Source organism: Sphingomonas kaistensis, assembly GCF_011927725.1.
GTDB lineage: Bacteria > Pseudomonadota > Alphaproteobacteria > Sphingomonadales > Sphingomonadaceae > Sphingomicrobium > Sphingomicrobium kaistense.
Genome location: NZ_JAATJC010000001.1, coordinates 1128056 through 1150779, shown reverse-complemented (window position 1 = coordinate 1150779; position 22724 = coordinate 1128056). Strand labels below are relative to the sequence as shown.

The following is a 22724-nucleotide window of genomic DNA, read 5'->3' as shown; positions in this document are numbered from 1 at the left end:
CGATTTTGGGGCCAAGCGTGGCGGTGGGGACTCACGCGTCCCGCGATGGGACGATCAGGCCTTGTTGCCGCGAATGGCGGAAACGAAGCGATTGAACAGCCCGCCGCTGGCCTTTTCGTTGCGCGCGACGGGCAGCGCGAGGTCGCGGATGTCGCCACCCTGACCCTGGCTGGCAAGGATCGCCAACCCGACCAGGCTGCTGAACGCGGGCCCGCTGTGCGCATCGGGAAGCCCGGTGATCGCCTTGGGCCGCCCGACTCGCACCGCCCGGCCAAGCACGCCCTGCATGTAGTCGGCGATGTTCTTGAGCTCCGCGCCGCCGCCCGTCAGCACCACCTGCCCCCCGACCGGCTTGACGAAGCCCATGTCCTTCAGCGCCTCGTCGACCGCGGCGGTGATCCGCTCGACCCGCTGGCGGATGACCGTCATCAACTGCGCCCGGCTGATCCGAAGCGGCTCGGCCCCGTCCTCCGACCCGATCGGGAGCGCTTCCACCACTTCGTGATTGTCACGCGGGGAGGTCATCGCCGAGCCGTGGAAGCACTTGATCCGCTCCGCGTCGCGCCGGCGGACGCCAAAGGCCGCGGCGATGTCGTCGGTGATGTCCTTGGCCCCGAGCGGGACCGAGCGCAGCGCGACCAGCATTCCGCCGGCATGGAGCGAGACGTTGGTGACCTCGGCGCCAAGCTCGACCAGCGCGACGCCAAGGTCGCGTTCCTCGGCGCTGAGGCAGGCGAGACCCGCCGCGACCGGGGAGGCGACGATGGCGCGGACGCCGAGATGGGCCTGGCGGATGGTGAGGTCGATGTTGCGGAGCGGCGCTTCGTCCGCGGCGATGACATGGATGTCGACGCCGAGGCTGCTGGCATGCATGCCTACCGGCGAGCGGACGCCCTGGACGTCGTCGATGGTGTAGAGCGCGGGGTTGGCGTGCAGCACGACCTGGCCCGGGCGGTCGACCGCGTCGCGGCCGCTGCGCAGCAGTTCCTCGACGTCCGAGCCTTCGACCTGATGGCCGCCGACCTCGACCTCGACGGTTGCAAGGCCGCTGCTGAGGCCGCCCGCGCCGTAGCTGGCCCAGACGTCGTCGATCGTCTGACCGCTCATCCGCTCGGCCTGTTCGACCGCTTCGCGGACCGCGACCTCGGTCGCTTCCATGTCGGTGACGAAGCCGCGCTTGACGCCGCGGCTCTGGCGCTGGCCGGTGCCGAGAACGCGCGGACGCCCCTCCTCGTCCAGCGTGCAGACGAGTGCAGACACCTTGGAGGAGCCGATATCGAGGGCGCCGATCAGCAGCGGCGCATCACGGTTGGCCATCAGTTTGCTTGCTCCACCGTGCCGGCCGGCGGCGGGGTCGCGCCGGGCGGGACCCGGACGATCATCTTGCCCGGCACGCGCAAGTCGAAGCGGATCATGTCGCGCCCAAGGAGCCCGACCGAGCGATCCATCTTGGCGAAGCGCTTCAGCGCGCGGGTCGCGGCAGCGGCGGTTTCCGGAAGCGACACCGTTTCCCCCGTCGTGAAACTGAGGTCCCAGCGGCGATCCCCGATCCAGGTTGCCGAGGCGACCTGCGGCTTCAAGGTCGGAACGCTGTCGAGCATCCGGCTCAGCGGCACCGCCTGGTCATTGGCGCCGGGGCCGATCAGCAGCGGCAGTTCGGGCATCTTGTGGACCGCCACCGCGTCCAGCACTACGCCTTCGCCGTCGATCAGGTTGAGCCGGCCCTGGTGCTGCCACACCGCCGAGGGGGTACGCTCGACAAGGTCGATGACCAGGCTGTCGGGCAGGCGGCGGGACACGCGGGCGTCCTTGACCCAGCCGAACTGGAGCAGGGTGTCGCGGATGCGGTCGAGGTCGACCAGCGCCTGCGCCGGCTCGTCGGTGCCGATCGGCGCCTCCTCCGCAGCGCGGCGAAGCTCGTCGGTGACCACCGCATCGACCTTGCGGCGATCGAGGTTCTTCAGGCCGACGATCTGGTAGCTGGCGACCTTGAAGCCCGCTTCGCCGGTCGCGGCGCCGGTCGCGCGCAGGGCCTTGCCCGGCAGGTCGAGCGCAATCACGGCGACGATCGCCATGACCGCGACCAGCGCGAGAAAAGCGTAACGGGCGAGCTTTCCGCTGCCTTCGGGCCAGGGCGACGGCGCGGCCTTGGCCGGAGCCTTGCGGGCGCGGGGCTGGCCCGTCCCCCTGCCCTTGGCAGCCGCCGGGCGCCGGATGGTCTGGGCGTTCACTTGGCCGGTCCGTCGCCGAGCGCTTCGGCGATGATCCGCTCGACCAGCTCACCATAGGAGATGCCGCGCTGGCGGGCCTGCTCTGGCACCAGGCTGAGCGGGGTCATGCCGGGCTGGGTGTTGACCTCGAGCAGGTAGAGGCCGGCTTCGCCCTGGGTGTCGTCCCAGCGGAAATCCGAGCGGCTGGCGCCTTTGCAGCCAAGCGCGCGGTGGGCAAGCAGGGCCATGTCGAGCATCGCCTGGGCGATCGGCTCGGGTACCTGTGCCGGGCAGACATGCTCGGTCATGCCGTCGGTATACTTGCTGTCGAAATCGTAGAAGCCCTGCTTGGGCTTGAGCTCGGTGACGCACAGCGCCTCGTCGCCGAGCACCGCGACGGTCAATTCGTGGCCGGCGATGAAGGGTTCGGCGAGCAGCTCGTCGAAGTCGTTCCACGGCCCGACCGTGTCACGGCCAATCGGATTGCCGTAATTGCTCTCGTCGGTGACGATGGCGACCCCGACCGACGACCCTTCGTTGACCGGCTTCAGCACATAGGGCCGCGGGATCGGATCGCCCTCGAACAGGCGTTCCGAGGCGATCATCGTCCCCTTGGGCATGCGCACGCCGGCGGGGACCAGCAGCAGCTTGGTCAGCTCCTTGTCGATCGCGATCGCGGAGGTGCTGAGGCCGCTGTGGGTGTAGGGGATCTGCATCAGGTCGAGCATGCCCTGAACGGTGCCGTCCTCGCCCGGGTGGCCGTGCAGCGCGTTGAACACGATGTCGGGGCGAAGGCCGGCAAGCACCTGCGCGACGTTGCGGTCCATGTCGACTTCGGTGACGTTGCTCCAGCCGCGCGTCCGCAACGCGCCGGCGACGCCGCGGCCGCTCATCAGCGACACTTCGCGCTCCGAGGACCAGCCGCCCATCAGGACGACCACGTTAAGGTCCCTGTTCACCACGCTCACCGCTCTACTCCCACGCGCTGGATTTCCCACTCAAGCTCGGTGCCGCTGTGCTTCAGGACCCGGGCGCGGACTTCCTCGCCGAGCGCCTCGATGTCCGCGCTGGTCGCGGTACCGAGGTTGAGCAGGAAGTTGCAATGTTTCTCGCTCACCTGCGCGTCGCCGATGGTCAGGCCGCGGCATCCGGCGGCGTCGATCACTTCCCACGCCTTGCTCGGCAGCGGGTTCTTGAAGGTCGATCCGCCGGTCTTGCTGCGCAACGGCTGGCTGGCTTCGCGGGCGGCGGCGATGCGATCCATCTCGGCCTGGACGGCCGCGGGCTCGGCCGGCTCGCCGCGGAAAGTGGCGGACACCACGATGGCGCCTTCGGGCAGCGCGGAATGACGGTAGGTGTAGCCGAGCTCGGCGGGCGACAGGGTGACCAGCTCGCCCGAGCGAAGCACGACCCGCGCCTCGACCAATATGTCCTTGACCTCGCGGCCGTAGGCGCCGCCGTTCATCCGCACGAATCCGCCGACCGTGCCGGGGATCGAGCGCAGGAATTCGATCCCGCCGATCCCTGCGTCGCGGGCCGAGGAGGAGACCAGGATCCCGCTCGCCCCGCCGCCACATTCCAGCGAGACCTCGTCGACCCGGCGCACCGTCGCGAACGGCTTGCCGAGGCGCACCACGACGCCCGGCACCCCGCCGTCGCGGACGATGAGGTTGGAGCCGAGGCCAAGCGCCATGACCGGGGTCGCGGGATCGGACTCGCGCAGGAACGCCTGCAGGTCAGCGACGTCGGCCGGCTCGAACAGGGTTTCGGCGGCGCCGCCCGACTTGAACCAGACAAGGGGCGCGAGCGGGGCCTGCGGGGTCAGCCGCCCACGAACCCCGGAGTGGTGAAGGGTTTGCGCCATGCTCATGCGTGCGCCGGCTCGGACTTGTGGCTGCGCTCATGCGCCACCGCTTCGGCCAGGCCCGCCGCCCATTTGGTGATGTCGCCGGCCCCCATGCAGATCACCATGTCGCCGTCGGCGGCAAGGTCGCGCAGGGTGCGGGCAAGGTCGTCGGCGCCGGTCACGGTCTGCACCATCCGGTGCCCATGGGCGCGGATGCCCTCGGCAAGCGCGGCCCCGTCGACGCCCTCGATCGGTTCCTCGCCCGCTGCATAGACCGGTGCGACCAGCACCGCGTCGGCCTCGATGAAGGCGTTGGCGAAATCTTCCATCAGGTCGCGCAGGCGGGTGAAGCGGTGCGGCTGGACCACCGCGATCACCCGGCCCGAGGTGCTGTCGCGCGCAGCCGAAAGGACGGCGCGGATCTCGACCGGGTGGTGGGCATAATCGTCGATGATGATCGTGCCGTCGATCTCGCCGACGCGGGTGAAGCGGCGCTTGACCCCGCCGAACCGCTCGAACCCGGTCGCGATGCGGTCGTCGCTCAGCCCGAGCTCGAGCCCCACCGCGATCGCGGCAAGCGCATTCTGGATGTTGTGGCGGCCGGGCATCGGCAGGGTGACCCCCTCGATGCGGCGCCGCTCGCCCGAGCGTTCCAGCACCAGCGCGTCGAACCGCGCCACCCCGCCTTCGGTCACGACATTGTCGGCGCGAAGGTCGGCCGCTGCGGAGAAGCCGTAGGTGACGACCCGCCGGTCCTTGATCCGGCTCAGCAGGTTGGCGACTTCCGGATGGTCGATGCACATCACCGCCAGCCCGTAGAACGGCACGTTCTCGATGAACTCCACGAACGCATCCTTGGCGACGTCGAAGCTGCCATAATGATCGAGATGCTCGGGATCGATGTTGGTGACCACCGCGATGGTCCCGTCGAGGCGGAGGAAGCTGCCGTCGCTCTCGTCGGCCTCGACCACCATCCACTCGCCCTTGCCGAGGCGGGCGTTGGAACCATAGGCGTTGATGATCCCGCCGTTGATCACCGTCGGGTCGAGCCCGCCGGCGTCGAGCAGCGCCGCGACCATCGAGGTGGTGGTGGTCTTGCCGTGGGTGCCGGCGACTGCGACCGTGTTCTGCATCCGCATCAGCTCGGCCAGCATTTCGGCGCGGCGCACGCGCGGCAGGCGGCGGCGGGCGGCTTCCTCGACTTCGGGGTTGTCGGGGCGGATCGCGGTGGAGGTGACCACCACCGCCGCGTCTCCGAGATTGTCGGCGCTCTGCCCGATCATCACCGGGATGCCGGCCTTGCGCAGGCCCTCGGTGACATAGCTTTCGGCATTGTCCGAGCCCTGCACGGTGTAGCCGAGGTGGTGCATCACTTCGGCGATGCCGGACATGCCGATCCCGCCAATGCCGACGAAATGGATGGTTCCGATGTCGGTGCCGACCGCCTTCATGCCGCTGCTCCCGCCGGAGAAAGGGGCCTTGCCGCAGCAGGCCTGGAAGCGCGGCCGATCATCGCCGGACGATCGCCCTGCCCGACCCGCACGACCAGGTCGGCAAGGTCGCGCGCGGCATAGGGCCGGCCGACCGACAGCGCGCGCCCGGCGGCATTGGCCAGCGCTTCGGGATCATTGGCCAGCGCCTCGATCTGGCGGGCCAGCGCGGCGGGAGTGAACTGGCCTTGCGGGATCATCCGCGCCCCGCCCGCCTTCGCCAGCTCGCGCGCATTGGCGGTCTGGTGGTCGTCGGTGGCGATCGGCAGCGGGACCAGGATCGACGGGCGCCCGGCGGCGGTCAGTTCGGCGATGGTGGAAGCGCCGGCGCGGCCGATCATCAGGTGGCACTCACCAAGCTTGTCGTCCATGTCGCGCAGGTAGGTCGACAGCTCGGCTGGAATGCCGAGCGACTGGTAGGTTTTGCGCACCCGCTCGATATCGTCGGGGCGGCATTGCTGTACGACCTGGAGACGGTGGCGGAGCGTGTCGGACAATTCGCCGAGCCCGGCCGGCACCACCTCGCCAAGCACGGTCGCGCCCTGGCTTCCGCCGGTCACCAGCAGCTTCAACGGGGCATAATCGTCGAACGCCGGGAACGGCAGCTCGCCCAGCCGCACGATGCTGGAGCGGACCGGATTGCCGACCAGGCTGGTCTTGATCTCGTGGGCAGGCTTCAACCGGTCGACATTCTCGTACGCGGTGGCGATCGCCGCCGCGTCGCCCGCCAGCAGGCGGTTGACCCGGCCAAGCACCGCATTCTGCTCGTGCAGCACGGTAGGGATTTTGAGCGAGGAGGCGGCGAGCAGCGCCGGGAAGGCCGGATAGCCGCCGAAGCCGACCACCGCGTCGGGACGGTGCTTGCGATACAGGGCCTTGGCCTCGCGCCGTCCGGCCATGACCGAACGCAGCGCCTTAAGCATGCCCCACGGGGTCTTGGTCAGGCGCCCGGCGGGCAGCACGTGGATCGGCACGCCGTCGAACAGGCCGGGAATGCGCGAGCCGCGAGCGTCGGTGACCAGCATCACGCCATGCCCGCGCGCCTTCAGTTCGGCGGCGAGCGCATGCGCAGGAATCATGTGCCCGCCGGTTCCGCCGGCCGCGAGGACGAAGTTCATTCTTGCCGCTTAGCGCCCCTCGCTCCACTTCACCACATAGGGTGACCGCTTGAGATAGGGGTTGGCGCGGGTGAAGGCGAGCAGCAGCCCCATGCCGATCGACAGCGCCAGCATCGAGGAACCGCCGTAGGAGATGAACGGCAGGGTCATGCCCTTGGACGGGGCGAGCTGGACGTTGACCGCCATGTTGATCAGCGCCTGCAAGCCGAACTGGCAGGCGAGCCCGGCGGCGGCGAGCACCGCGAAGGGCTCGTCCTCGTCGAGCAGCTTGACCAGCACCCGGACCACGATCGCGCAATAGATGACCGCGATCGCCATGCAGGCGATCAGCCCGAACTCCTCACCGATCACCGAGAAGATGTAGTCGGTGTGCGGCTCGGGCAGGTGGAACTTGCGGGTGCCGCCACCCGGACCCATGCCCAGCAGGCCGCCGGCGGTCAGCGTGCGCATCGCATTCTGGACCTGGAAATTGTCGCCCTCGCCGAACAGGAAGCCGTCGATCCGGACCTGCGCCACGTCGTAGAAGAAGTAGGCGAGGACGATCCCGACCAGACCGGCCACGCCCATCAGGCCGAGCATCCGGACATTGGCCCCGGCCAGCGCGATCATCACCACGAACACCGTGGCGAAGATGATGGTCGATCCGAAGTCGGGCTGGATCATCAGCAGCACCGCGACGAGGGTCGTCAGCGCGCCCGACAGGATCATCACCGGAAGCCCCTTGTCCTTCTCCTTGAGGCTGAGGATCCAGGCCAAGGTGACGATGAAGAAGGGCTTCAAGAACTCCGACGGCTGGACCTGCGCGAAGCCGAACCCGATCCAGCGCCGGGCGCCGTTCACTTCGGGCCCGATCAGCGGGACCAGGAACATCGCCCCGATGCAGCCCGCGCAGCCGAGCAGGCACCATTGCCGAAGCCGTTCGCGCGGCATCATCGAGATGACGATCATCACCGGGATCGACAGCGTCAGCCACACCAGCTGGCGGTAGAAATAATAAAGCGGCGCGAAGGTGACGCTGCCGCCCGAATAACGCTGCGCGGCTGCGGGCGAGGCGGCGGCGACGGCGACCAGCCCGACCGCGATCAGGACGGCGACCAGCACGAGGAGGACCCGGTCGATCTCCCAGAACCAGCGCCCCACCGCCGAGCGGTCGGCGCGGCCGTAGCGATTGCTCGTGTCGATCGGAAAGGCCTTCGCCAGAACGCCGTTCATAATGCCCCCACCAAGGCCCTGAAGGCCTCCCCGCGCGCCTCGAAGTCCCGGAACTGGTCGAACGAGGCGCAGGCCGGGGAGAGTAGAACCGTCTCGCCCGGCTGTGAATCCCTCGCAGCAAATTTCACCGCATTTTCCAGCGTTTCCGACTCGATCACGTCGACGCCGTGTGTCCGGAGGAGCTTGGTGAACAGCGGCCCCGCCTCGCCGATGGTGTAGGCGCGCACGACGTGGCCCAGGTGCCGGGCCGTGTCGCCGAGCTCCTTGGTCTTGGCCTGTCCTCCGACGATCCAGCGGATACGCGGGTAAGCGGCGAGCGCGGGCGCCGCGGCTTCGGCGTTGGTGGCCTTGCTGTCGTTGACGAACAGCGCGCCGTTCAGCTCGGCCACGCGCTCCATGCGGTGGGGCAGGCCGGGATAGGTGCGCAGCCCGGCCGCGATCGCCTCTTCGCCCAGTCCCAGCCACGCCGTCGTCTCGATGGCGGCGGCGGCATTCTGCTCATTGTGCGGCCCCTGCAGTGCCGGCCATTCCCCCGGGTCATAGCCGGAGGGGAGCGTGAGTCCGTTGAACCCGGCGGCCGGCACCACGAGCCCGCGCTCGAACAGGCTCCAGTCGACCAAGGCGGTTTGGTCGGCCGATTGCATCGCGAACAACCGCGCCTTGCTCGCTGCATAGGCCTCGAAGCTGTCGTAGCGGTCGAGATGATCCGGCGTGATGTTGAGCAGCACCGCGACATCGCAGTCGAGGCTATGGGTCAGGTCGATCTGGTAGCTCGACAGCTCCAGCACATAGACCCCACCTTCCGGCAGCGGGTCCTGCGCGAGGATCGGCAGGCCGATGTTGCCGCCCATGGTGGTCGGCACGCCTGCGGTCGCGAGGATGTGGTGGACCAGTGCCGTCGTCGTGCTCTTGCCGTTGGTGCCGGTGATCGCGACCACCTTGTGCGGCGGCAGCTCGGCGCGGGCGCGGGCGAACAGTTCGATGTCGCCGATGATCTCGACTCGCGCCTCGCGCGCCCGGGCGGCGATCGGGTGGGTGTTGAGCGGCACGCCTGGCGAGACGACCAGGCTGTCGAACTGGCTGAGGTCGGCGGTGTCGAGGTCGAGCAGCGTCGCGCCTTCCGCCTTGGCCCGCGCTTCCTCGCTCCGGTCCCAGGCCGTCACCGCCGCCCCGCTCGCCACCAATGCGCGCACGGTCGCCAGGCCGGAGCGGGCGAGCCCGTAGACGGCGTATCGTTTATTCTTCCAGGCCCCGGCCGTGATCACCGCAGCTTGAGCGTGCTGAGGCCGGCCAGCGCCAGCACGAAAGCAACGATCCAGAAGCGGATCACCACGGTCGGCTCGCTCCAGCCCTTGTGCTCGAAATGGTGGTGGATCGGGGCCATCAGGAACACCCGCCGCCCGGTCCTCTTGTAGACCGCGACCTGGACGATGACGCTCAACGCCTCGGCCACGAACAGCCCGCCGATCAGCGCCAGCACGAACTCGTGGTGCGCCGCCACCGCCACCGCGCCCAGCGCCCCGCCGAGCGCGAGGCTTCCGGTATCGCCCATGAACACCGCCGCCGGGGGCGCATTGAACCACAGGAACGCCAGGCACGCCCCGACCGTCGCCAGCAACAGCACGGTAAGGTCACCGACCCCCTTCACATGCGGAATGCCGAGATAGGGCGCGAAGCGGGCGTCGCCGCACAGATAGACGATCAGGGTGAAGGCCAGCGCCGCGATCACCACCGGCATGGTCGCGAGCCCGTCGAGCCCGTCGGTCAGGTTCACCGCATTGCCGAAGGCGACGATCACGAACGCGCCGAAGATGACGTAGAACCAGCCGAGGTCCATGACCGGTCCCTGGACGAACGGCAGGTAGAGGTTGGTCCCCGACACCCGAACCATCAACCAGGTCGCGAAACCGGCGATCAGGAACTCGAGCAGCAGCCGCACCTTGCCCGGGATGCCGGCATGGTGCGCTTTCTTGACCTTGTCGTAATCGTCCATGAACCCGATCGCGCCGAACCCGGCGGTGACCAGCAGGCAGGCCCAGACGTAGGGGCTCTGGAGGTCCATCCACAGCAGGCAGGAGATGGTCACCGAGACCAGGATCAGCAGCCCGCCCATGGTCGGCGTGCCGCGCTTGGCGAGGTGGGTCTGCGGCCCGTCGGCGCGGATCGGCTGGCCCTTGCCCTGGCGGACGCGGAGATAATTGATGAACCACGGCCCGATCAGCAGCCCGATCGCAAGCGCCGTCGCGGTCGCCGCACCGGCCCGGAAGCTGATGTAGCGGATGAGGTTGAGGAGCCCTGGAAAACCCAGATATTCGGCAATGAGATAGAGCATCAGGCCGAGCCCCCTGCCACCCGTTCGACCAGCGAGGCAAGGCCGATGCCGTTGGACGCCTTGACCAGCACGGCATCCCCCGCGCCAAGCCGTGCAAGGAGCGCGTCGGTGGCCTCAGCGGCGTTGGCGACGAGGGTCACCGGCAGCTTCCCGTCGAGCGCGGCGGCCAGCGGACGGGTCGCCTCGCCGACCAGAATCAGGTCGTCGACCTTGGCCTCGAGGATAGCGGGGGCCAGCCCGGCATGGGCCTCGTCGCTGAAGGCGCCCAGCTCGAGCATGGTGCCGAGCACCGCCAGCCGGCGGCCGTCGACCCGCTCGGCCGCAAGGCTTCCGAGCGTTGCGGCCATGCTGACCGGATTGGCATTGTAGCTCTCGTCGATCAGCAGCGCCTGCCCGCCCGCGACCGCGACCCGGTGGCGCTGGCCCCGTCCCTTGAGCCCGCCCATGTCGCCGAGCGCGAGGCCGGCGGCGGCAAGGTCGGCGCCGACCGCTTCGACCGCGGCCAGTACGGCCAGGCTGTTGCCGACCCAATGCTCCCCGGGCTGGGCGATGGTGTAGGTGAGGTCGGCGCTGGCCAGGCGGGCGGTGACTAGGCTTCCGCCCTTGTCGCTGCGCACCGCGTGAAGCGCGCTGACGTCCGCGTCCCCCGAACCGAAGGTGACCATCGTCTCCGCATGGCGCCGGGCCGCCTTCAGCAGGCGGTCGCGATACGGGCTGTTGTTGGGGATGATCGCGGTACCGCCGGGTTCCAGCCCTTCGAAGATCTCGGCCTTGGCGTCGGCGATGCCCTCGACGCTTCCGAGATTCTCGATGTGGGCGGGCGCGATGGCGGTGATCAGCGCGACGTGCGGACGGACCATGGCGACCAGCGCCCGGATCTCGCCGGCATGGTTCATCCCCATCTCGAACACGCCGTAAACGCTGTCGCGCGGCATCCGGGCGAGGCTGAGCGGAACGCCGGTGTGGTTGTTGTAGCTCTTGAGCGAGCGGTGGACCTTGCCCGGGTGGCGGCGAGCCAGCGCTGCGGCGAGCGCTTCCTTGGTGCCGGTCTTGCCGACCGATCCGGTGACTCCCAGCACCTTGCCGGTCATCCGCGCGCGGCTGGCGCGGGCAAGGTCCTCGAGCGCTTTGGCCACGTCGGGCACCAGCAGGTGGACGCCCTCGACCGGCCGGCTGACGAGGGCGGCGGCAGCGCCCTGCGCGAAAGCCCTGGCGACAAAGTCATGCCCGTCGGCGACCGTCCCCGGCATGGCGACGAACAGCCAGCCCGGCTCGACCTCGCGGCTGTCGAAGGTGATGCCGCCGACCTCGAACGGCGCGGAAGCGGTACCGCCGGTCGCAGCCTCGATCTCGGCGGAGGTCCACAGGGGGGCGGTCATGCCGCGCACTCCCGGGCGACCTGCGCATCGTCGAACGGCATGACGGTGTCGCCGATCACCTGCACCGTTTCATGGCCCTTGCCCGCAAGCAGCACGATGTCGCCCTCGCGGGCCTCCGTGATGGCGGCAGCGATGGCGGCGCGGCGGCCACCGATCTCGCGTGCGCCCGGCGCTCCTTCCAGGACGGCGCGGCGGATCGACGCGGGATCCTCGGTGCGCGGATTGTCATCGGTTACGATCACCACGTCGCTTCCAGCCGCCGCGACCCGGCCCATCTCGGGCCGCTTGCCGGTATCGCGGTCGCCGCCGGCGCCGAACAGGGTGATCAGCCGCCCGGCGACATGCGGCTTTAACGCGGCGATCGCCGCTTCCAGCGCGTCGGGCGTGTGCGCATAGTCGATATATACGGGGGCGCCGGCAGGGGTGATCACCGCGCGTTCCAGCCGGCCCCGGACCGGCGACAGGCGGCCGAGGCCGCGAAGCGTGTCGGCCCAAGTGCCCCCGGTCGCAAGCACCAGCCCGGCGGACACCAGCACGTTGGCGGCCTGATAGGCGCCGATCAGCGGCAGCTTCAGGGTCCAGTCCTTGCCGCCGTGGCCCAGCACCAGGGTCTGGCCGAGCGGGCTTGCTGTGCGGCTCTTGAGGTCGATCGTCTCGCCGCCCGGGCCTACCGTCAGGACCTTGAGCCCACGGCGGCGGGCGCGGTCGACGACCTCGGCGCTTTTCGGGTCGCCGGTCCACACCACCGCGGTGCCGGCGGCGTCCACCACCTCGTCGAACAACCGCATCTTGGCCTCGAAATAGGCCTCCATCGTGCCATGGTAATCGAGGTGGTCGCGCGAGAAATTGGTGAAGGCGGCGGCGGCCACCGCCAGCCCTTCGCTGCGATACTGATCCAGCCCGTGGCTCGACGCCTCATAGGCGACGTGGCTGATGCCCATCGTCCTGAGGCCCGACATGTTGCTGAGGAAGGTGACGATGTCGGGGGTGGTAAGGCCGGTCTTGACCTGCTCGTCGGCGGTGGTGACGCCAAGCGTCCCGACCGAGGCCGAGCGGTGCCCCGCCATCCGCCACAGCTGGCGCGTCATCTCCACCGTCGAGGTCTTGCCGTTGGTCCCGGTCACCGCGACCACCGTATCGGGATAGGGCGCGAAGAAGCGGGCGGCGAGCTCGGCGAGACGATGGCGCGGCTCGCTGTCGGCAATGTGCACTGCGCCCTCGACCCTCGCCTCGGGCCGCGCGATCACCGCCAACGCGCCGGCGGCGACCGCGGCAGCGATATAGTCCTCGCCGCTGCGGGCCGATCCGCGAAAGGCACCGAAGATGGTGCCGGGCGCCACCTTGCGGTGGTCGATGGCAAAGCCGGTCACCTCGACGCCAGCGGCAGCGGCGTCGAGAGCGGAGGCGTCGACGAGGTCGGTCAGTCGCATGGGGGTGCGGCTACTTTTCTTCGCGGACGAACGGAAGCACTTCGTTCATGTTGGCGTCGCGCTTCATGTCCGGACGCACGCCGAGCATCGGGGCGATCCGCGCAACCACCTTGCCGAAGGTCGGCGCGGCGTTCCAGCCGGCGGTGCGCCAGCCGCTCGTCTCCGGCGCGGCCTTGGGATCGTCGAGCATCACCACCATCGCATAGCGCGGCTCGTCCATCGGAAAAACGCCGGCAAAGCTCGTGATGTTGGCGGTCTTGGAATAGCCGCCGCCGGGCAGCACCTTTTCCGCGGTGCCGGTCTTGCCCCCGACGCGATAGCCGACCGCATCCGCCTTCTTGCCGGTGCCCTTCGTCACCACCAGCCGCAGCAGCGACCGCATCTTGTAGCTGGTTTCCTCGCTGAACACCCGGCGGCCCTTGGTCACCGGATGTCCCTTGTTGACCTTGAGCAGGGTGGCCGGGCGATAAAGGCCGCCGTTGTAGAGCGTCGCATAGCCGAGCGCGAGGTGGAGCGGCGTGACCGCGATGGCATGGCCGAAGCCGACCGTCATGGTGGTCGACATGTCCCAGTTCGCCTTGGGAATGGACAGCGCGCGGGCGCGCTCGGGAAGCTCGACCTCGACCTTGTCGAGGAAGCCCATGCCCTTGAGGAACTCGCGCATCGGGTCGGTGCCGACCTGCCCGGCGATCTGCGCGGTGCCGATGTTGGAGCTTTCCATCATGATCTCGGCGACCGAGCAGGGGCGGCCGAACGGATGAGTGTCGGTGACCGCGCGCCCGTTGGGGCGGACGAAGCGGTCGTAGCAGGGATAGATCTGCCCCATCGACTTCACGTCGCCGGTGTCGAGCGCCATCGCCACCGTGAACGGCTTGAAGGTCGACCCAAGCTCGAACACGCCCAGCGTGGCGCGGTTGAAGCGCGCTTCGGGCTCCATGTTGCCCGCGACATTGGGGTTGAGCTGCGGCAGGCTGGTCATCGCCAGCACTTCGCCGGTGTGAATGTCGAGCAGCACGCCCGCCGCCCCCACCGCGTTGAAATGCGTCTTCGCTTCCAGCAGTTCATGCTCCAGCGCCTGCTGGACCCGGCTGCTGATCGACAGCTGCAGCGGCTCGCCGCGCCGGGCGGGATCGGACAGGTACGAGTCCATGCCCCGCTCCATTCCCGACGCGCCATGGCCGTCGATATCGGTGGAGCCGAGCACGTGGGCGGCAAGGTCGGTCTGCGGGTACAGCCGGTCGGGTTCTCGGCTGAGCGCGATGCCCGGCTCGCCAAGCTCGTTCAGCGCCTGCACTAGGCGCGGCGCCGCGCGGCGGCGGAGATAGATGAAACTCTTGCCCGAACTGATTTCGGCAAGCCAGCCGGCCGCGTCCTTTTCGGGCATCAGGCGGGCAAGCTCGACGCTGAGCGCTTTCTTGTCGCCGATCACCTTGGACGGCTGGATCGCCACGGTCCAGCTGTCGATGGTGCGCGCAAGCGGCTGGCCGTCGCGATCGACGATGTCGCCGCGCGAGGGCAGGTTGGCGATCGCCGTGAACTGGCGCCCGGCATGGTCACCGAACAGGCCAAGCCAGGTCAGGCGAAGGACGATGGCGATGATCACGGCGCCGAAGATCAGCATTCCGACCATCAGCCGCTGGTGCATGATGCCGAGCAGCTGGCGCCGCTGCCCGACGAGCCTCAGGCGCTCGGGCCGGGCAGCGACGAGTGCGGGGGTCGGAGCGTTCATTGCCGGGCTTTGACGTCCTTGGGTTTTGCAATCGTGGCCAATGGCTTGGCCTTCGGTTCAACCTTTGCGCCGGCCGTCGCGGCCAGCTTGGCCGGCGCCTTGGCCGCGGAGTCCGCCTTGGCCTTGGTCACCGTTGCCGGCTTGGCCGGGGCCTTAGCAGGCACCGCCGCGATCTTCACCGCCTGCGGCTTGGCGACCGGCGCCTTATCCACAGTTTTCTCGGGGGCCGAGGGGATCTCGCGCTTGTAGCTCGCGATCTGCATCAGATCGCGCGCGGTGGGCCCGCCATTCTCTCCGTCCGAGCTTTCCCCGCGTTGCGCCGAACCAACCTGGCGCGGCTCGGGGGCGGGCGCCGAGGCCAGCACCACCGGCGCCGCCGGGTCGACCTTCCGGGTGGGCGCGGCCAGCGTCGCCAGCTGGAACTCGCCTTCGAGGAACTGGTGGGCCTGCGGCGCGGACAGCGCCAGCACCTTCACGTTCCAGCTTTCCAGCTGCTCAAGCCGCCCCCGGGTGCCGATCTCGGTCTGCAGCACGCGAATGTCGCGCTGCGCCACGACGATGCGGTTTTCCACCTGCTCGAGCGAAGCCCGCTCGGACGCGACCTTGAGGCTGACCATGTAGCAGCAGAGCGCCGTACCGGCGACCGCCGCGACCCAGCCTACTTCACGAAAACCACGCATGGATCAGGCCGCCTTTCGGGGGGAATAAGGTGCATCGGTGCGGACAGCACTGCGCAGGCGCGCCGAACGGGCGCGGGGATTGATCGCCAGCTCCGCCTCGCTCGCCGCGACCGGCTTGGCGACGGCGCGGAAGGTCGGCGCGGGGCCATTGTCGAGCATCGGCCGATGCCGCGAACCGGCCGGCGCAGCGCCGCTGCGGGTACGCAGGAACTGCTTCACGATGCGGTCTTCGAGGCTGTGGAAGGTCACCACCGCCAGCCGTCCGCCGGGCCGGAGCGCGCGTTCGGCCGCTTCCAGCCCCGCTTCAAGCTCGGCCAGCTCGGCATTCACGCGGATCCGGATCGCCTGAAAGGTGCGCGTCGCGGGGTCGGTCTTCATGCCGGCATGCCAGCCCAGCACCTTGCGGCAGATCGCCGACAGCTCGCCGGTGCGGGTCAGCGGGCGCGCGGCGACGATGGCGCGGGCGAGGCCGCGTGCCTTGGGCTCGTCGCCGTAATCGCGGATGACCCGCGCGATCTCGGCCTCGTCGGCGGTGTTGAGGAAGTCGGCGGCGCTTGGGCCGTCCTGGCTCATCCGCATGTCGAGCGGGCCGTCCTCGCGGAACGAGAAGCCGCGCTCGGCCTGGTCGAGCTGCATCGAGCTGACGCCGATATCCAGCGTAACGCCGTCGACCGGCAGCAGGTCGCGCTCCTCCAGCGCTTCGGCCATGCGCGAGAAGCGGTCGTGAACCAGCGTCAGTCTGGGATCGGGGACGAGTAATGGCCCGTTGGCGATCGCGTCAGGGTCTTGATCAAAGGCAATCACTCGCCCCGCCCCCGCCCGGAGCATCGCGCGGGTATAACCGCCGGCGCCGAACGTGCCGTCGACATGCGTTTCGCCTTCCGAAATCGCGAGCGCTTCGACGACTTCGTCCACCAGTACCGGCAGGTGACCCGTTGTGGGCCTTGGATCACCCAGAGAAACGGAGGGGGGATTCCCGCTCATGCGAGCCCCCGTTCCTCGAGCCGGTACCGGCAGACGTCCTTGAGATCCTCGGGGATGCGGTCATCGGCGAGGAGCGTTTCGGGATTCCAGATCTGGAAGGTCTCACCGACCCCCAGGAACAGCGCGAGATCGGCGATGCCGCCCTTGCGGCGCATCATGGTCGGGACCAGGATCCGGCCGGTGCTGTCGTAGGGCACCTCCTCGCTGACCGCGAAGGCCAGGAGGTTGCTCTGCTGATAGGCGAGCTGGGCGCCGGCTTCCTGCTCGTTCTTCTCGAGCAGGCGTTCGATCTTGCTGTGCTTCAGCGCGGCGTAGGCGGGATCGTAGGCACTGAGGCAGGGAAAGCTCTCATGCTTGGCAAGGACGATGGTGCGGGCATCGCCGCGGCGTTCGATGACGGAGCGCAGGAAGGCGGGAACGGAGACGCGACCCTTCGCATCGACCCCGTTTAAGGCACTGCCCTGGAACAGATGCTCCAATGCCACCGCGCAATCACTCCCCTTGCGCGGTGGACAAACCCCTCCCGTTCGCCGGAACGCGGGGTGACCGCGACCGGCGGCCGGCCCAACAACAATGGGATCAGCCCCGCGCTACACTCTGTGTGTAACGCGGGTGGGCATGGGACTCAATGGGATATCGTGGGAAAACGTGGGCAGATCTGGATTTTGGCCGATTTCCGCGGCTTTCCTGCATCACTCCAGGCCGTGCGTTCCCTTCCCGTTCTGATGGACAGGGCTGTGGATAAGTCTGTGAACATGGAAAAGCCAGCGAATCCCCCATCGTCGCCACCAATTCCCATCGACGCCCATGACGCGGCGCGACGGGCGGTCAGCGGCGCAGTTCGTTCAGCAGGGCGATGACGGCCGCGCGGTCGTCCTGATCCGCCGACATCGCGAAGTCGGCGTCGGCCACTACGGTCGCATACCCCTTGCCGATCCGGCACCGCGCCACGGCCCGGGTCGGTGACAGGGTGCAGGCTCCCCCCGCCCTGGTCAGCGATCCCAGTCCAGCGGCCTGCAGCCGGATTCCGCGCCCAAGGTCCACAGCCGCCTCGTCGGCGCGCTGGTCGACGGCGTCATCGAGGGTCAGACCCCAATGTTTGAGCAGCCCGGTATCGGGATAGCGGAGCGGCGGATGGAAGCGATCGCCGAGGGGATGGCTGCTTTCCAGCCGCAGCACGGGGTCAGCCAGCAACACCAGCCGTCCGCCGGCCCTCACCCACCGGTCGAGCGCGACCAGGCGTTCGGCGGTCAGCGCCTGCGGCTGCGCTGCCAGCAGCAGTCCATCGACCGTGAGCTGTTCGGGGCCGTCCACGGGAACGACGGTGAATTGCCCTTCGAGGTCCTGCAGCAGCGGACTGCGCTGCTGGTCGAGGCCGAAGCTTTCGCCAAAGGCGATCGGGAGGCTGCTCAGCAGTGCAAGCTCGGGCTTGTCGGTCGAGGCGGCGGGCTGGCTTCCACCGCGGCAGGAGCAGAGTGCCGCGACCAGCAGCAGGCAGGCCAGCCGCATCAGCGCTGGGGCGCGGCGCCCGCCTCGTTCTCGGTGCCGGGGCCAGGCGCGACGCCAAGCTCGCCCAAGGGATCGCTCGGGGCTTCGACGACATTGTTGGCGGCAGCGTTGCTGACCGGATCCTCGCCGCTGCGGATGATCACGGTGCCGAGGAGGACCATGACGAACACGAACGCCAGGCCGGTCAAGCCATATCGGATACGCTGGATTGCGGTTCCTCCTACCCCCATGCGACCAAATTATGCCCATCGCGCGTCTTTGCAAGCCTTCGCCATTGACCGTTCACCTTGCGCCCGCGAAAGGCGAATCATGACCTACCGCCTCCCCCTCCTGGCGCTCGGCGCCGCACTGAGCCTTTCCGCCTGCAACGATGGTGGCCACACCATTGTCCAGCAGGGCCCCCAAGACACCATGGCCAATGAGCTTGCCGCTGCGCCCAAGGTCGAGCTTCCGCCCTCGATCGCCGCCAGCAAGACCTATCGCTGCGACGGCAACAAGGTCGTCGAGATCGACTGGACCGAGCGCGACGGCAAGCCCGCCGGCGCCAATTACCGGGTCGGTGCCGACACCATCGCCTCCACCGTCACCAATGCGCCGGCCGAAGGCACTGGCCCCTACACCGGCCCCGATGGCAGCAGCATCACCGGCACCAAGGATGCCGCCAGCGTCCAGGTCACCGTCCCAGGCCAGAGCGCCATCACCTGCCGCGGCTGATCTCTTCGTTTCACCGAATTACCGAACCCCGGCCCTCACCGGCCGGGGTTTTTGTTTGCGCTAAGCCGGCATCGAGGCGCTCACCCGGTCGATGTCCTTATTCTCAAGGGCGGGACGTCGCGTAGCCCCATAGCAAAAGGGGCCCGGCATCGCTGCCGGACCCCCCTCTACTGAGAATGGTCAGATGCTTCAGGCGGCCTGCGGCACGAACCGAGCGGTCGCACGGCGGCGGCGCAGCGAGTAACCGACCGCACCGAAACCGAGCAGCATCAGCGCCCAGGTGCCCGGCTCCGGCACGGCGGCCGACACGGCGCTGGCCGAGAAGCTGGTCAGGTTGCTGCCCTGCGCGGTGAACGAGAAGATGCCCGGCGTGGCGTCATAGCCGTTGAAACGGATGGTGCCGCTGCCGGTGAAGGCGAGGGTGCCACCAAGCGCGTCGCTGGTCCGCGTGATGTTGCTGATCGAGTTCAGGTCGAACGCGATGCCGTTGGTGTTAAGGGTCAGGAAGTTGGCGATCGCCGCAAAGGTCGACAGATCGGGAATGTCGGCGATGGTGCCGCAGCTACCCGCGCAATTCAGGCCAGCGAAGCTGCCCGTGCCAGCTCCGTAGAAGATAAGCGAGCCGGCCGCATCGACGCCGGTGGCATCGGACCAACCGCTCGAACCGATCGGGGTGGCGAGACCGCCGACGCTGATCTGGCCGGTGACAAACGCCGCATTGGCAGGAGCTGCCGCAGCAAGGGCGGCACAGGCCACCAACAGTTTTGCACGCATCTTCATCTGGTCTTCCCCTGTTTTCGGCGATTCGTAGCTTAAATAAATGTTAACTAAGTAGCTGGCAACTTTCTGAGAATAGCCTTGTACTGATTCGGGACGGCGTTGGGCGGGGCTTTCGTAAGTACCTGAATCAGAAGGTTTCGAGTCATGGCGCCCTGAGCGCCGCCGGATCCCGCCAAAAGCTTGCGAGCGGGCCGATCGCCACCGAATCGGCGCCAACTTTCCCGCGACTCGGACGCATCCGGGCACCCCGAGTCGGCCCTGCGGGGCGAGCACCGACCCGGACCCCCGCGACAGTTTCATCGCGATGGATTGGCCAATCCGCCACTCCCGGCTAAGGCGCCGATCCATGTCCGAGATCACGCCCGAACAGGTCGCCGAGCACGGCCTTTCCACCGACGAATATGACCGCATTCTCCATGCGCTCGGACGAGAACCGAACCTTACCGAGCTCGGCATCTTCTCGGTGATGTGGTCGGAGCATTGCTCCTACAAATCCTCGCGCATCCACCTCAAGAAGCTGCCGACCACCGCGCCGTGGGTGATCTGCGGCCCAGGCGAGAATGCCGGGGTTATCGACATCGGCGACGGCGACGCCGCCATCTTCAAGATGGAGAGCCACAACCACCCCTCCTATATCGAGCCCTACCAAGGCGCGGCGACCGGGGTCGGGGGCATCCTGCGCGACGTCTTCACCATGGGCGCGCGGCCGGTCGCCAACCTGAACGCGCTGCGCTTCGGCGATCCCAGCCACCCCAAGATGCGCCACCTGATCGCCGGGGTGGTCGCGGGGATCGGCGGCTACGGCAATTGCGTCGGCGTGCCGACCGTCGGCGGGGAGACCAACTTCGACCCGGCCTACAATGGCAACATTCTGGTCAATGCGATGACCGTTGGCGTCGCGAAGACCGACAAGATCTTCTATTCGGCCGCCGCCGGCATCGGCAATCCGGTGGTCTACGTCGGCTCCAAGACCGGCCGCGACGGCATCCACGGCGCGACCATGGCCTCGGCCGACTTTGGCGAGGACAGCGAAGAGAAGCGCCCCACCGTCCAGGTCGGTGACCCTTTCACCGAAAAGCTGCTGATCGAAGCCTGCCTCGAGCTGATGGCGTCGGACGCCATCGTCGCGATCCAGGACATGGGCGCGGCGGGCCTCACCTCGTCGAGCGTCGAGATGGCGTCCAAGGGGGGCGTCGGAATCCGTCTCGATATGGACGCCGTCCCCTGCCGTGAAACCGGCATGACCCCGTACGAGATGATGCTCTCCGAAAGCCAGGAGCGCATGCTGATGGTCCTGAAGCCCGGCCGCGAGGCCGAGGCGGAAAAGATCTTCCACAAGTGGGAGCTCGACTTCGCGGTGATCGGCACCGTCACCGACACCGGGCACATGGAGCTCGTCTGGAAGGGCGAAACCGTCGCCGACATCCCGCTGGGGCCACTTGCCGACGAAGCGCCGCTCTACGACCGCCCGTCGCTGTCGCCCGAGGATTATCAGGCCTGGGCCAAGGTCGCGCCGCTGGGCGACGTGCCGAACGGCACCGACATCGTCGGCAATCTGAAGACGCTGATGGCCTCCCCCGCCCTCGCCTCGCGGCGCTGGATCTGGGAGCAATATGACAGCCAGGTCGGCGGCGACACGGTGCAGCGCTCGGGCGGCGATGCGGCGGTGGTCCGCGTTCACGGCTCCGGCAAGGCGCTGGCGATCACCACCGACTGCACCCCGAGCTATTGCTATGCCGACCCCTATGAAGGCGGCAAGCAGGCCATCGCCGAAGCGTATCGCAACATCTCGGCGGTCGGCGCGACCCCGCTGGCGGTGACCAACTGCCTCAACTTCGCCAACCCCCAGCGGCCCGAGATCATGGCCCAGATCACCGGCTGCCTCCACGGCATGAGCGAGGCCTGCGTCGCGCTCGACTTCCCGATCGTGAGCGGCAACGTGTCGCTCTACAATGAGAGCAAGGCGACCGGCGGCGGGTCGGCCATTCTTCCCACCCCCGCCATCGGCGCGGTCGGCCTGATGCCCGACTGGGAAAAGAGCGCGACCATCGCGATCCGGAACCAGGGCGAGACCCTGCTCCTCCTCGGCTATACCAGGGGGCATGTCGGCCAGTCGCTGTGGCTCGAGACCTGCCACGGCCGCCGAGAAGGCGCACCGCCACCGGTCGACCTCGCCGTCGAGCGCCGGCTCGGCGAGTTGTTGCGCTCCCTGATCGCCGAAGGGCTGGTCAGCGCGGTCCACGACTGCTCCGATGGCGGCGCGGCGGTGGCGATGGCGGAAATGGCGCTGGCCGGCGATACCGGCTTCACCATGACGGTGGTGCCCGAATTGCCCAATCCTGCCGCCATGCTGTTCGGCGAGGATCAGGGCCGCGCGATCGTCTCGACCAGCCAGCCCGACCGGGTCCGCGAGCTCGCCGCGGCCGCGCAGCTGTTCAGCATTCCCGTCGGCACCACCGGCGGCGACGCCCTCGTCTTCGACCTGGTCGATCGCGGCGGTGAGCAGAAGATCAGCCTCGCCGACCTGCGCACCGCGCACGAGGCCTTCCTGCCGGCCCTCATGCAGGCGTGACGATCCGCGTCGGGGTCGGCGGCTGGACGTTCGAGCCGTGGCGCGGGACCTTCTATCCCGAGGGCCTCGCCCACCGACGCGAGCTTGATTATGCCGCCCGGCACCTGACCGGGATCGAGATCAACGCGACGTCCTACGGACGCCAGAAGCCGGAAAGCTGGCGCAAGTGGGCCGAGGCGGCTCCGGCCGGCTTCCAGTTCAGCCTCAAGGCCTCGCGCTACTCCACCGTCCGCAAGGTGCTGGCCGAGAGCGGCGGGTCGATCGCGACCTTTCTCGGCCAGGGCTTCACCGCACTCGGGGACAGGCTGGGCCCGATCAACTGGCAGTTCGCCGACACCAAGGCGTTCGAGCGCGACGACTTCGCCCGTTTTCTCGACCTCATCCCCGATGCGCAGGATGGCGTGCCGCTGCGTCACGCGCTCGAGGTGCGGCACCCCAGCTTCGCCGATCCCGCCTTTCTCGACCTCGCCCGGGCGCGCAACATGGCGGTGGTGTTCGTCGACCACGAGCAGTTCCCGCGTATCGAGGAACAGACCGCCGATTTCACCTACGCCCGGCTTCAGCGCAGCGCCGAGGACATCGAGAGGGGCTATGACGAAGCGGCCCTCGAGGGCTGGGCGAAGCAGGCCCGGGCCTGGGCCAAAGGCGGTCGCGACGTCTTCATCTACTTCGTCGCGGGCGCCAAGATCCGCAATCCGGCCGCGGCCCAGGCCCTGATCGCGCGTCTCGGGGACTAGTA

Annotated in this window: 21 protein-coding genes; 3 read left to right on the top strand and 18 right to left on the bottom strand. The window is 68.5% G+C overall.

Going from position 1 to position 22724, the window contains the following annotated elements; genetic code table 11:
* Positions 1-54 precede the first annotated feature (54 nt).
* The 17 genes from ftsA to GGQ97_RS05590 all read right to left on the bottom strand — a co-directional run bounded on the left by ftsA (position 55) and on the right by GGQ97_RS05590 (position 18107).
* Positions 55-1317, bottom strand: coding sequence for a cell division protein FtsA (gene ftsA / locus GGQ97_RS05670; protein WP_168068037.1), 1263 nt, complete (start codon positions 1315-1317; stop codon positions 55-57).
* Positions 1317-2231, bottom strand: coding sequence for a cell division protein FtsQ/DivIB (locus GGQ97_RS05665; RefSeq protein WP_168068036.1), 915 nt, complete (start codon positions 2229-2231; stop codon positions 1317-1319). The genes ftsA and GGQ97_RS05665 overlap by 1 nt, the downstream gene beginning before the upstream one ends.
* Complete coding sequence (locus GGQ97_RS05660; protein WP_168070762.1) at positions 2228-3172, bottom strand: D-alanine--D-alanine ligase; 945 nt, start codon at positions 3170-3172, stop codon at positions 2228-2230. The genes GGQ97_RS05665 and GGQ97_RS05660 overlap by 4 nt, the downstream gene beginning before the upstream one ends.
* Positions 3173-3174: 2 nt before the next feature.
* Positions 3175-4080 (bottom strand): UDP-N-acetylmuramate dehydrogenase, encoded by a 906-nt coding sequence (gene murB / locus GGQ97_RS05655; protein WP_245197896.1) that lies wholly within the window; start codon positions 4078-4080, stop codon positions 3175-3177.
* Positions 4077-5507, bottom strand: a complete 1431-nt coding sequence (gene murC / locus GGQ97_RS05650) for a UDP-N-acetylmuramate--L-alanine ligase (RefSeq protein ID WP_168068035.1) — start codon at positions 5505-5507, stop codon at positions 4077-4079. Before murC ends, murB begins: the two co-directional genes overlap by 4 nt.
* Positions 5504-6664 (bottom strand): undecaprenyldiphospho-muramoylpentapeptide beta-N-acetylglucosaminyltransferase, encoded by a 1161-nt coding sequence (murG, locus tag GGQ97_RS05645; RefSeq protein WP_168068034.1) that lies wholly within the window; start codon positions 6662-6664, stop codon positions 5504-5506. Before murG ends, murC begins: the two co-directional genes overlap by 4 nt.
* A gap of 9 nt (positions 6665-6673) precedes the next feature.
* The gene (locus tag GGQ97_RS05640) at positions 6674-7876 is read right to left on the bottom strand and encodes an FtsW/RodA/SpoVE family cell cycle protein (RefSeq protein ID WP_168068033.1); all 1203 of its coding nucleotides are present in this window, start codon (positions 7874-7876) and stop codon (positions 6674-6676) included.
* The gene (locus GGQ97_RS05635) at positions 7873-9141 is read right to left on the bottom strand and encodes a Mur ligase family protein (protein ID WP_168068032.1); all 1269 of its coding nucleotides are present in this window, start codon (positions 9139-9141) and stop codon (positions 7873-7875) included. Before GGQ97_RS05635 ends, GGQ97_RS05640 begins: the two co-directional genes overlap by 4 nt.
* Positions 9138-10208: a phospho-N-acetylmuramoyl-pentapeptide-transferase gene (mraY, locus tag GGQ97_RS05630; RefSeq protein ID WP_168068031.1), complete on the bottom strand. Its 1071-nt coding sequence runs from the start codon at positions 10206-10208 to the stop codon at positions 9138-9140. Before mraY ends, GGQ97_RS05635 begins: the two co-directional genes overlap by 4 nt.
* Positions 10208-11587, bottom strand: a complete 1380-nt coding sequence (locus GGQ97_RS05625) for a UDP-N-acetylmuramoyl-tripeptide--D-alanyl-D-alanine ligase (RefSeq protein WP_168068030.1) — start codon at positions 11585-11587, stop codon at positions 10208-10210. The genes mraY and GGQ97_RS05625 overlap by 1 nt, the downstream gene beginning before the upstream one ends.
* Positions 11584-13017 (bottom strand): UDP-N-acetylmuramoyl-L-alanyl-D-glutamate--2,6-diaminopimelate ligase, encoded by a 1434-nt coding sequence (locus GGQ97_RS05620; protein ID WP_168068029.1) that lies wholly within the window; start codon positions 13015-13017, stop codon positions 11584-11586. Before GGQ97_RS05620 ends, GGQ97_RS05625 begins: the two co-directional genes overlap by 4 nt.
* A gap of 10 nt (positions 13018-13027) precedes the next feature.
* A complete protein-coding gene (locus tag GGQ97_RS05615; protein WP_168068028.1) occupies positions 13028-14746 on the bottom strand; it encodes a peptidoglycan D,D-transpeptidase FtsI family protein in 1719 nt (572 codons plus the stop codon).
* A complete protein-coding gene (locus tag GGQ97_RS05610; protein WP_168068027.1) occupies positions 14743-15363 on the bottom strand; it encodes a hypothetical protein in 621 nt (206 codons plus the stop codon). Before GGQ97_RS05610 ends, GGQ97_RS05615 begins: the two co-directional genes overlap by 4 nt.
* Positions 15364-15429: 66 nt before the next feature.
* Entirely contained in the window at positions 15430-16410 is a 981-nt protein-coding gene (rsmH, locus tag GGQ97_RS05605) for a 16S rRNA (cytosine(1402)-N(4))-methyltransferase RsmH (protein ID WP_168068026.1), read from the bottom strand.
* Positions 16407-16895: a division/cell wall cluster transcriptional repressor MraZ gene (locus GGQ97_RS05600; protein ID WP_168068025.1), complete on the bottom strand. Its 489-nt coding sequence runs from the start codon at positions 16893-16895 to the stop codon at positions 16407-16409. Before GGQ97_RS05600 ends, rsmH begins: the two co-directional genes overlap by 4 nt.
* Positions 16896-17238: 343 nt before the next feature.
* On the bottom strand, positions 17239-17919 hold the full coding sequence (locus tag GGQ97_RS05595) for a DUF4350 domain-containing protein (RefSeq protein ID WP_168068024.1): 681 nt from the start codon (positions 17917-17919) through the stop codon (positions 17239-17241).
* Positions 17919-18107, bottom strand: coding sequence for a hypothetical protein (locus GGQ97_RS05590; protein WP_245197895.1), 189 nt, complete (start codon positions 18105-18107; stop codon positions 17919-17921). The genes GGQ97_RS05595 and GGQ97_RS05590 overlap by 1 nt, the downstream gene beginning before the upstream one ends.
* 121 nt (positions 18108-18228) lie before the next feature.
* Here GGQ97_RS05590 and GGQ97_RS05585 point away from each other — a divergent pair, with 121 nt between their 5' ends.
* On the top strand, positions 18229-18633 hold the full coding sequence (locus GGQ97_RS05585) for a hypothetical protein (RefSeq protein ID WP_168068023.1): 405 nt from the start codon (positions 18229-18231) through the stop codon (positions 18631-18633).
* Positions 18634-18822: 189 nt separating this feature from the next.
* Here GGQ97_RS05585 and GGQ97_RS05580 read toward each other — a convergent pair whose 3' ends face one another.
* Complete coding sequence (locus GGQ97_RS05580) at positions 18823-19413, bottom strand: PEPxxWA-CTERM sorting domain-containing protein (protein ID WP_168068022.1); 591 nt, start codon at positions 19411-19413, stop codon at positions 18823-18825.
* A gap of 346 nt (positions 19414-19759) precedes the next feature.
* Here GGQ97_RS05580 and purL point away from each other — a divergent pair, with 346 nt between their 5' ends.
* On the top strand, positions 19760-21985 hold the full coding sequence (purL, locus tag GGQ97_RS05575) for a phosphoribosylformylglycinamidine synthase subunit PurL (RefSeq protein WP_168068021.1): 2226 nt from the start codon (positions 19760-19762) through the stop codon (positions 21983-21985).
* Positions 21982-22722 carry a DUF72 domain-containing protein gene (locus GGQ97_RS05570; RefSeq protein ID WP_168068020.1) on the top strand — a complete coding sequence of 247 codons (741 nt, stop codon included), beginning with the start codon at positions 21982-21984 and terminating at the stop codon, positions 22720-22722. Before purL ends, GGQ97_RS05570 begins: the two co-directional genes overlap by 4 nt.
* Positions 22723-22724: the final 2 nt, after the last annotated feature.

What these genes read in the sequence shown, in the direction of transcription:
- ftsA (WP_168068037.1), bottom strand. Translation starts at nt 1,317, where the DNA reads ATGGCCAACCGTGATGCGCCGCTGCTGATCGGCGCCCTCGATATCGGC.
- murB (WP_245197896.1), bottom strand. Translation starts at nt 4,080, where the DNA reads ATGAGCATGGCGCAAACCCTTCACCACTCCGGGGTTCGTGGGCGGCTG.
- murC (WP_168068035.1), bottom strand. Translation starts at nt 5,507, where the DNA reads ATGAAGGCGGTCGGCACCGACATCGGAACCATCCATTTCGTCGGCATT.
- murG (WP_168068034.1), bottom strand. Translation starts at nt 6,664, where the DNA reads ATGAACTTCGTCCTCGCGGCCGGCGGAACCGGCGGGCACATGATTCCT.
- GGQ97_RS05640 (WP_168068033.1), bottom strand. Translation starts at nt 7,876, where the DNA reads ATGAACGGCGTTCTGGCGAAGGCCTTTCCGATCGACACGAGCAATCGC.
- mraY (WP_168068031.1), bottom strand. Translation starts at nt 10,208, where the DNA reads ATGCTCTATCTCATTGCCGAATATCTGGGTTTTCCAGGGCTCCTCAAC.
- GGQ97_RS05625 (WP_168068030.1), bottom strand. Translation starts at nt 11,587, where the DNA reads ATGACCGCCCCCCTGTGGACCTCCGCCGAGATCGAGGCTGCGACCGGC.
- GGQ97_RS05620 (WP_168068029.1), bottom strand. Translation starts at nt 13,017, where the DNA reads ATGCGACTGACCGACCTCGTCGACGCCTCCGCTCTCGACGCCGCTGCC.
- GGQ97_RS05615 (WP_168068028.1), bottom strand. Translation starts at nt 14,746, where the DNA reads ATGAACGCTCCGACCCCCGCACTCGTCGCTGCCCGGCCCGAGCGCCTG.
- GGQ97_RS05610 (WP_168068027.1), bottom strand. Translation starts at nt 15,363, where the DNA reads ATGGTCAGCCTCAAGGTCGCGTCCGAGCGGGCTTCGCTCGAGCAGGTG.
- rsmH (WP_168068026.1), bottom strand. Translation starts at nt 16,410, where the DNA reads ATGAGCGGGAATCCCCCCTCCGTTTCTCTGGGTGATCCAAGGCCCACA.
- GGQ97_RS05595 (WP_168068024.1), bottom strand. Translation starts at nt 17,919, where the DNA reads ATGCGGCTGGCCTGCCTGCTGCTGGTCGCGGCACTCTGCTCCTGCCGC.
- GGQ97_RS05585 (WP_168068023.1), top strand. Translation starts at nt 18,229, where the DNA reads ATGACCTACCGCCTCCCCCTCCTGGCGCTCGGCGCCGCACTGAGCCTT.
- GGQ97_RS05580 (WP_168068022.1), bottom strand. Translation starts at nt 19,413, where the DNA reads ATGAAGATGCGTGCAAAACTGTTGGTGGCCTGTGCCGCCCTTGCTGCG.
- purL (WP_168068021.1), top strand. Translation starts at nt 19,760, where the DNA reads ATGTCCGAGATCACGCCCGAACAGGTCGCCGAGCACGGCCTTTCCACC.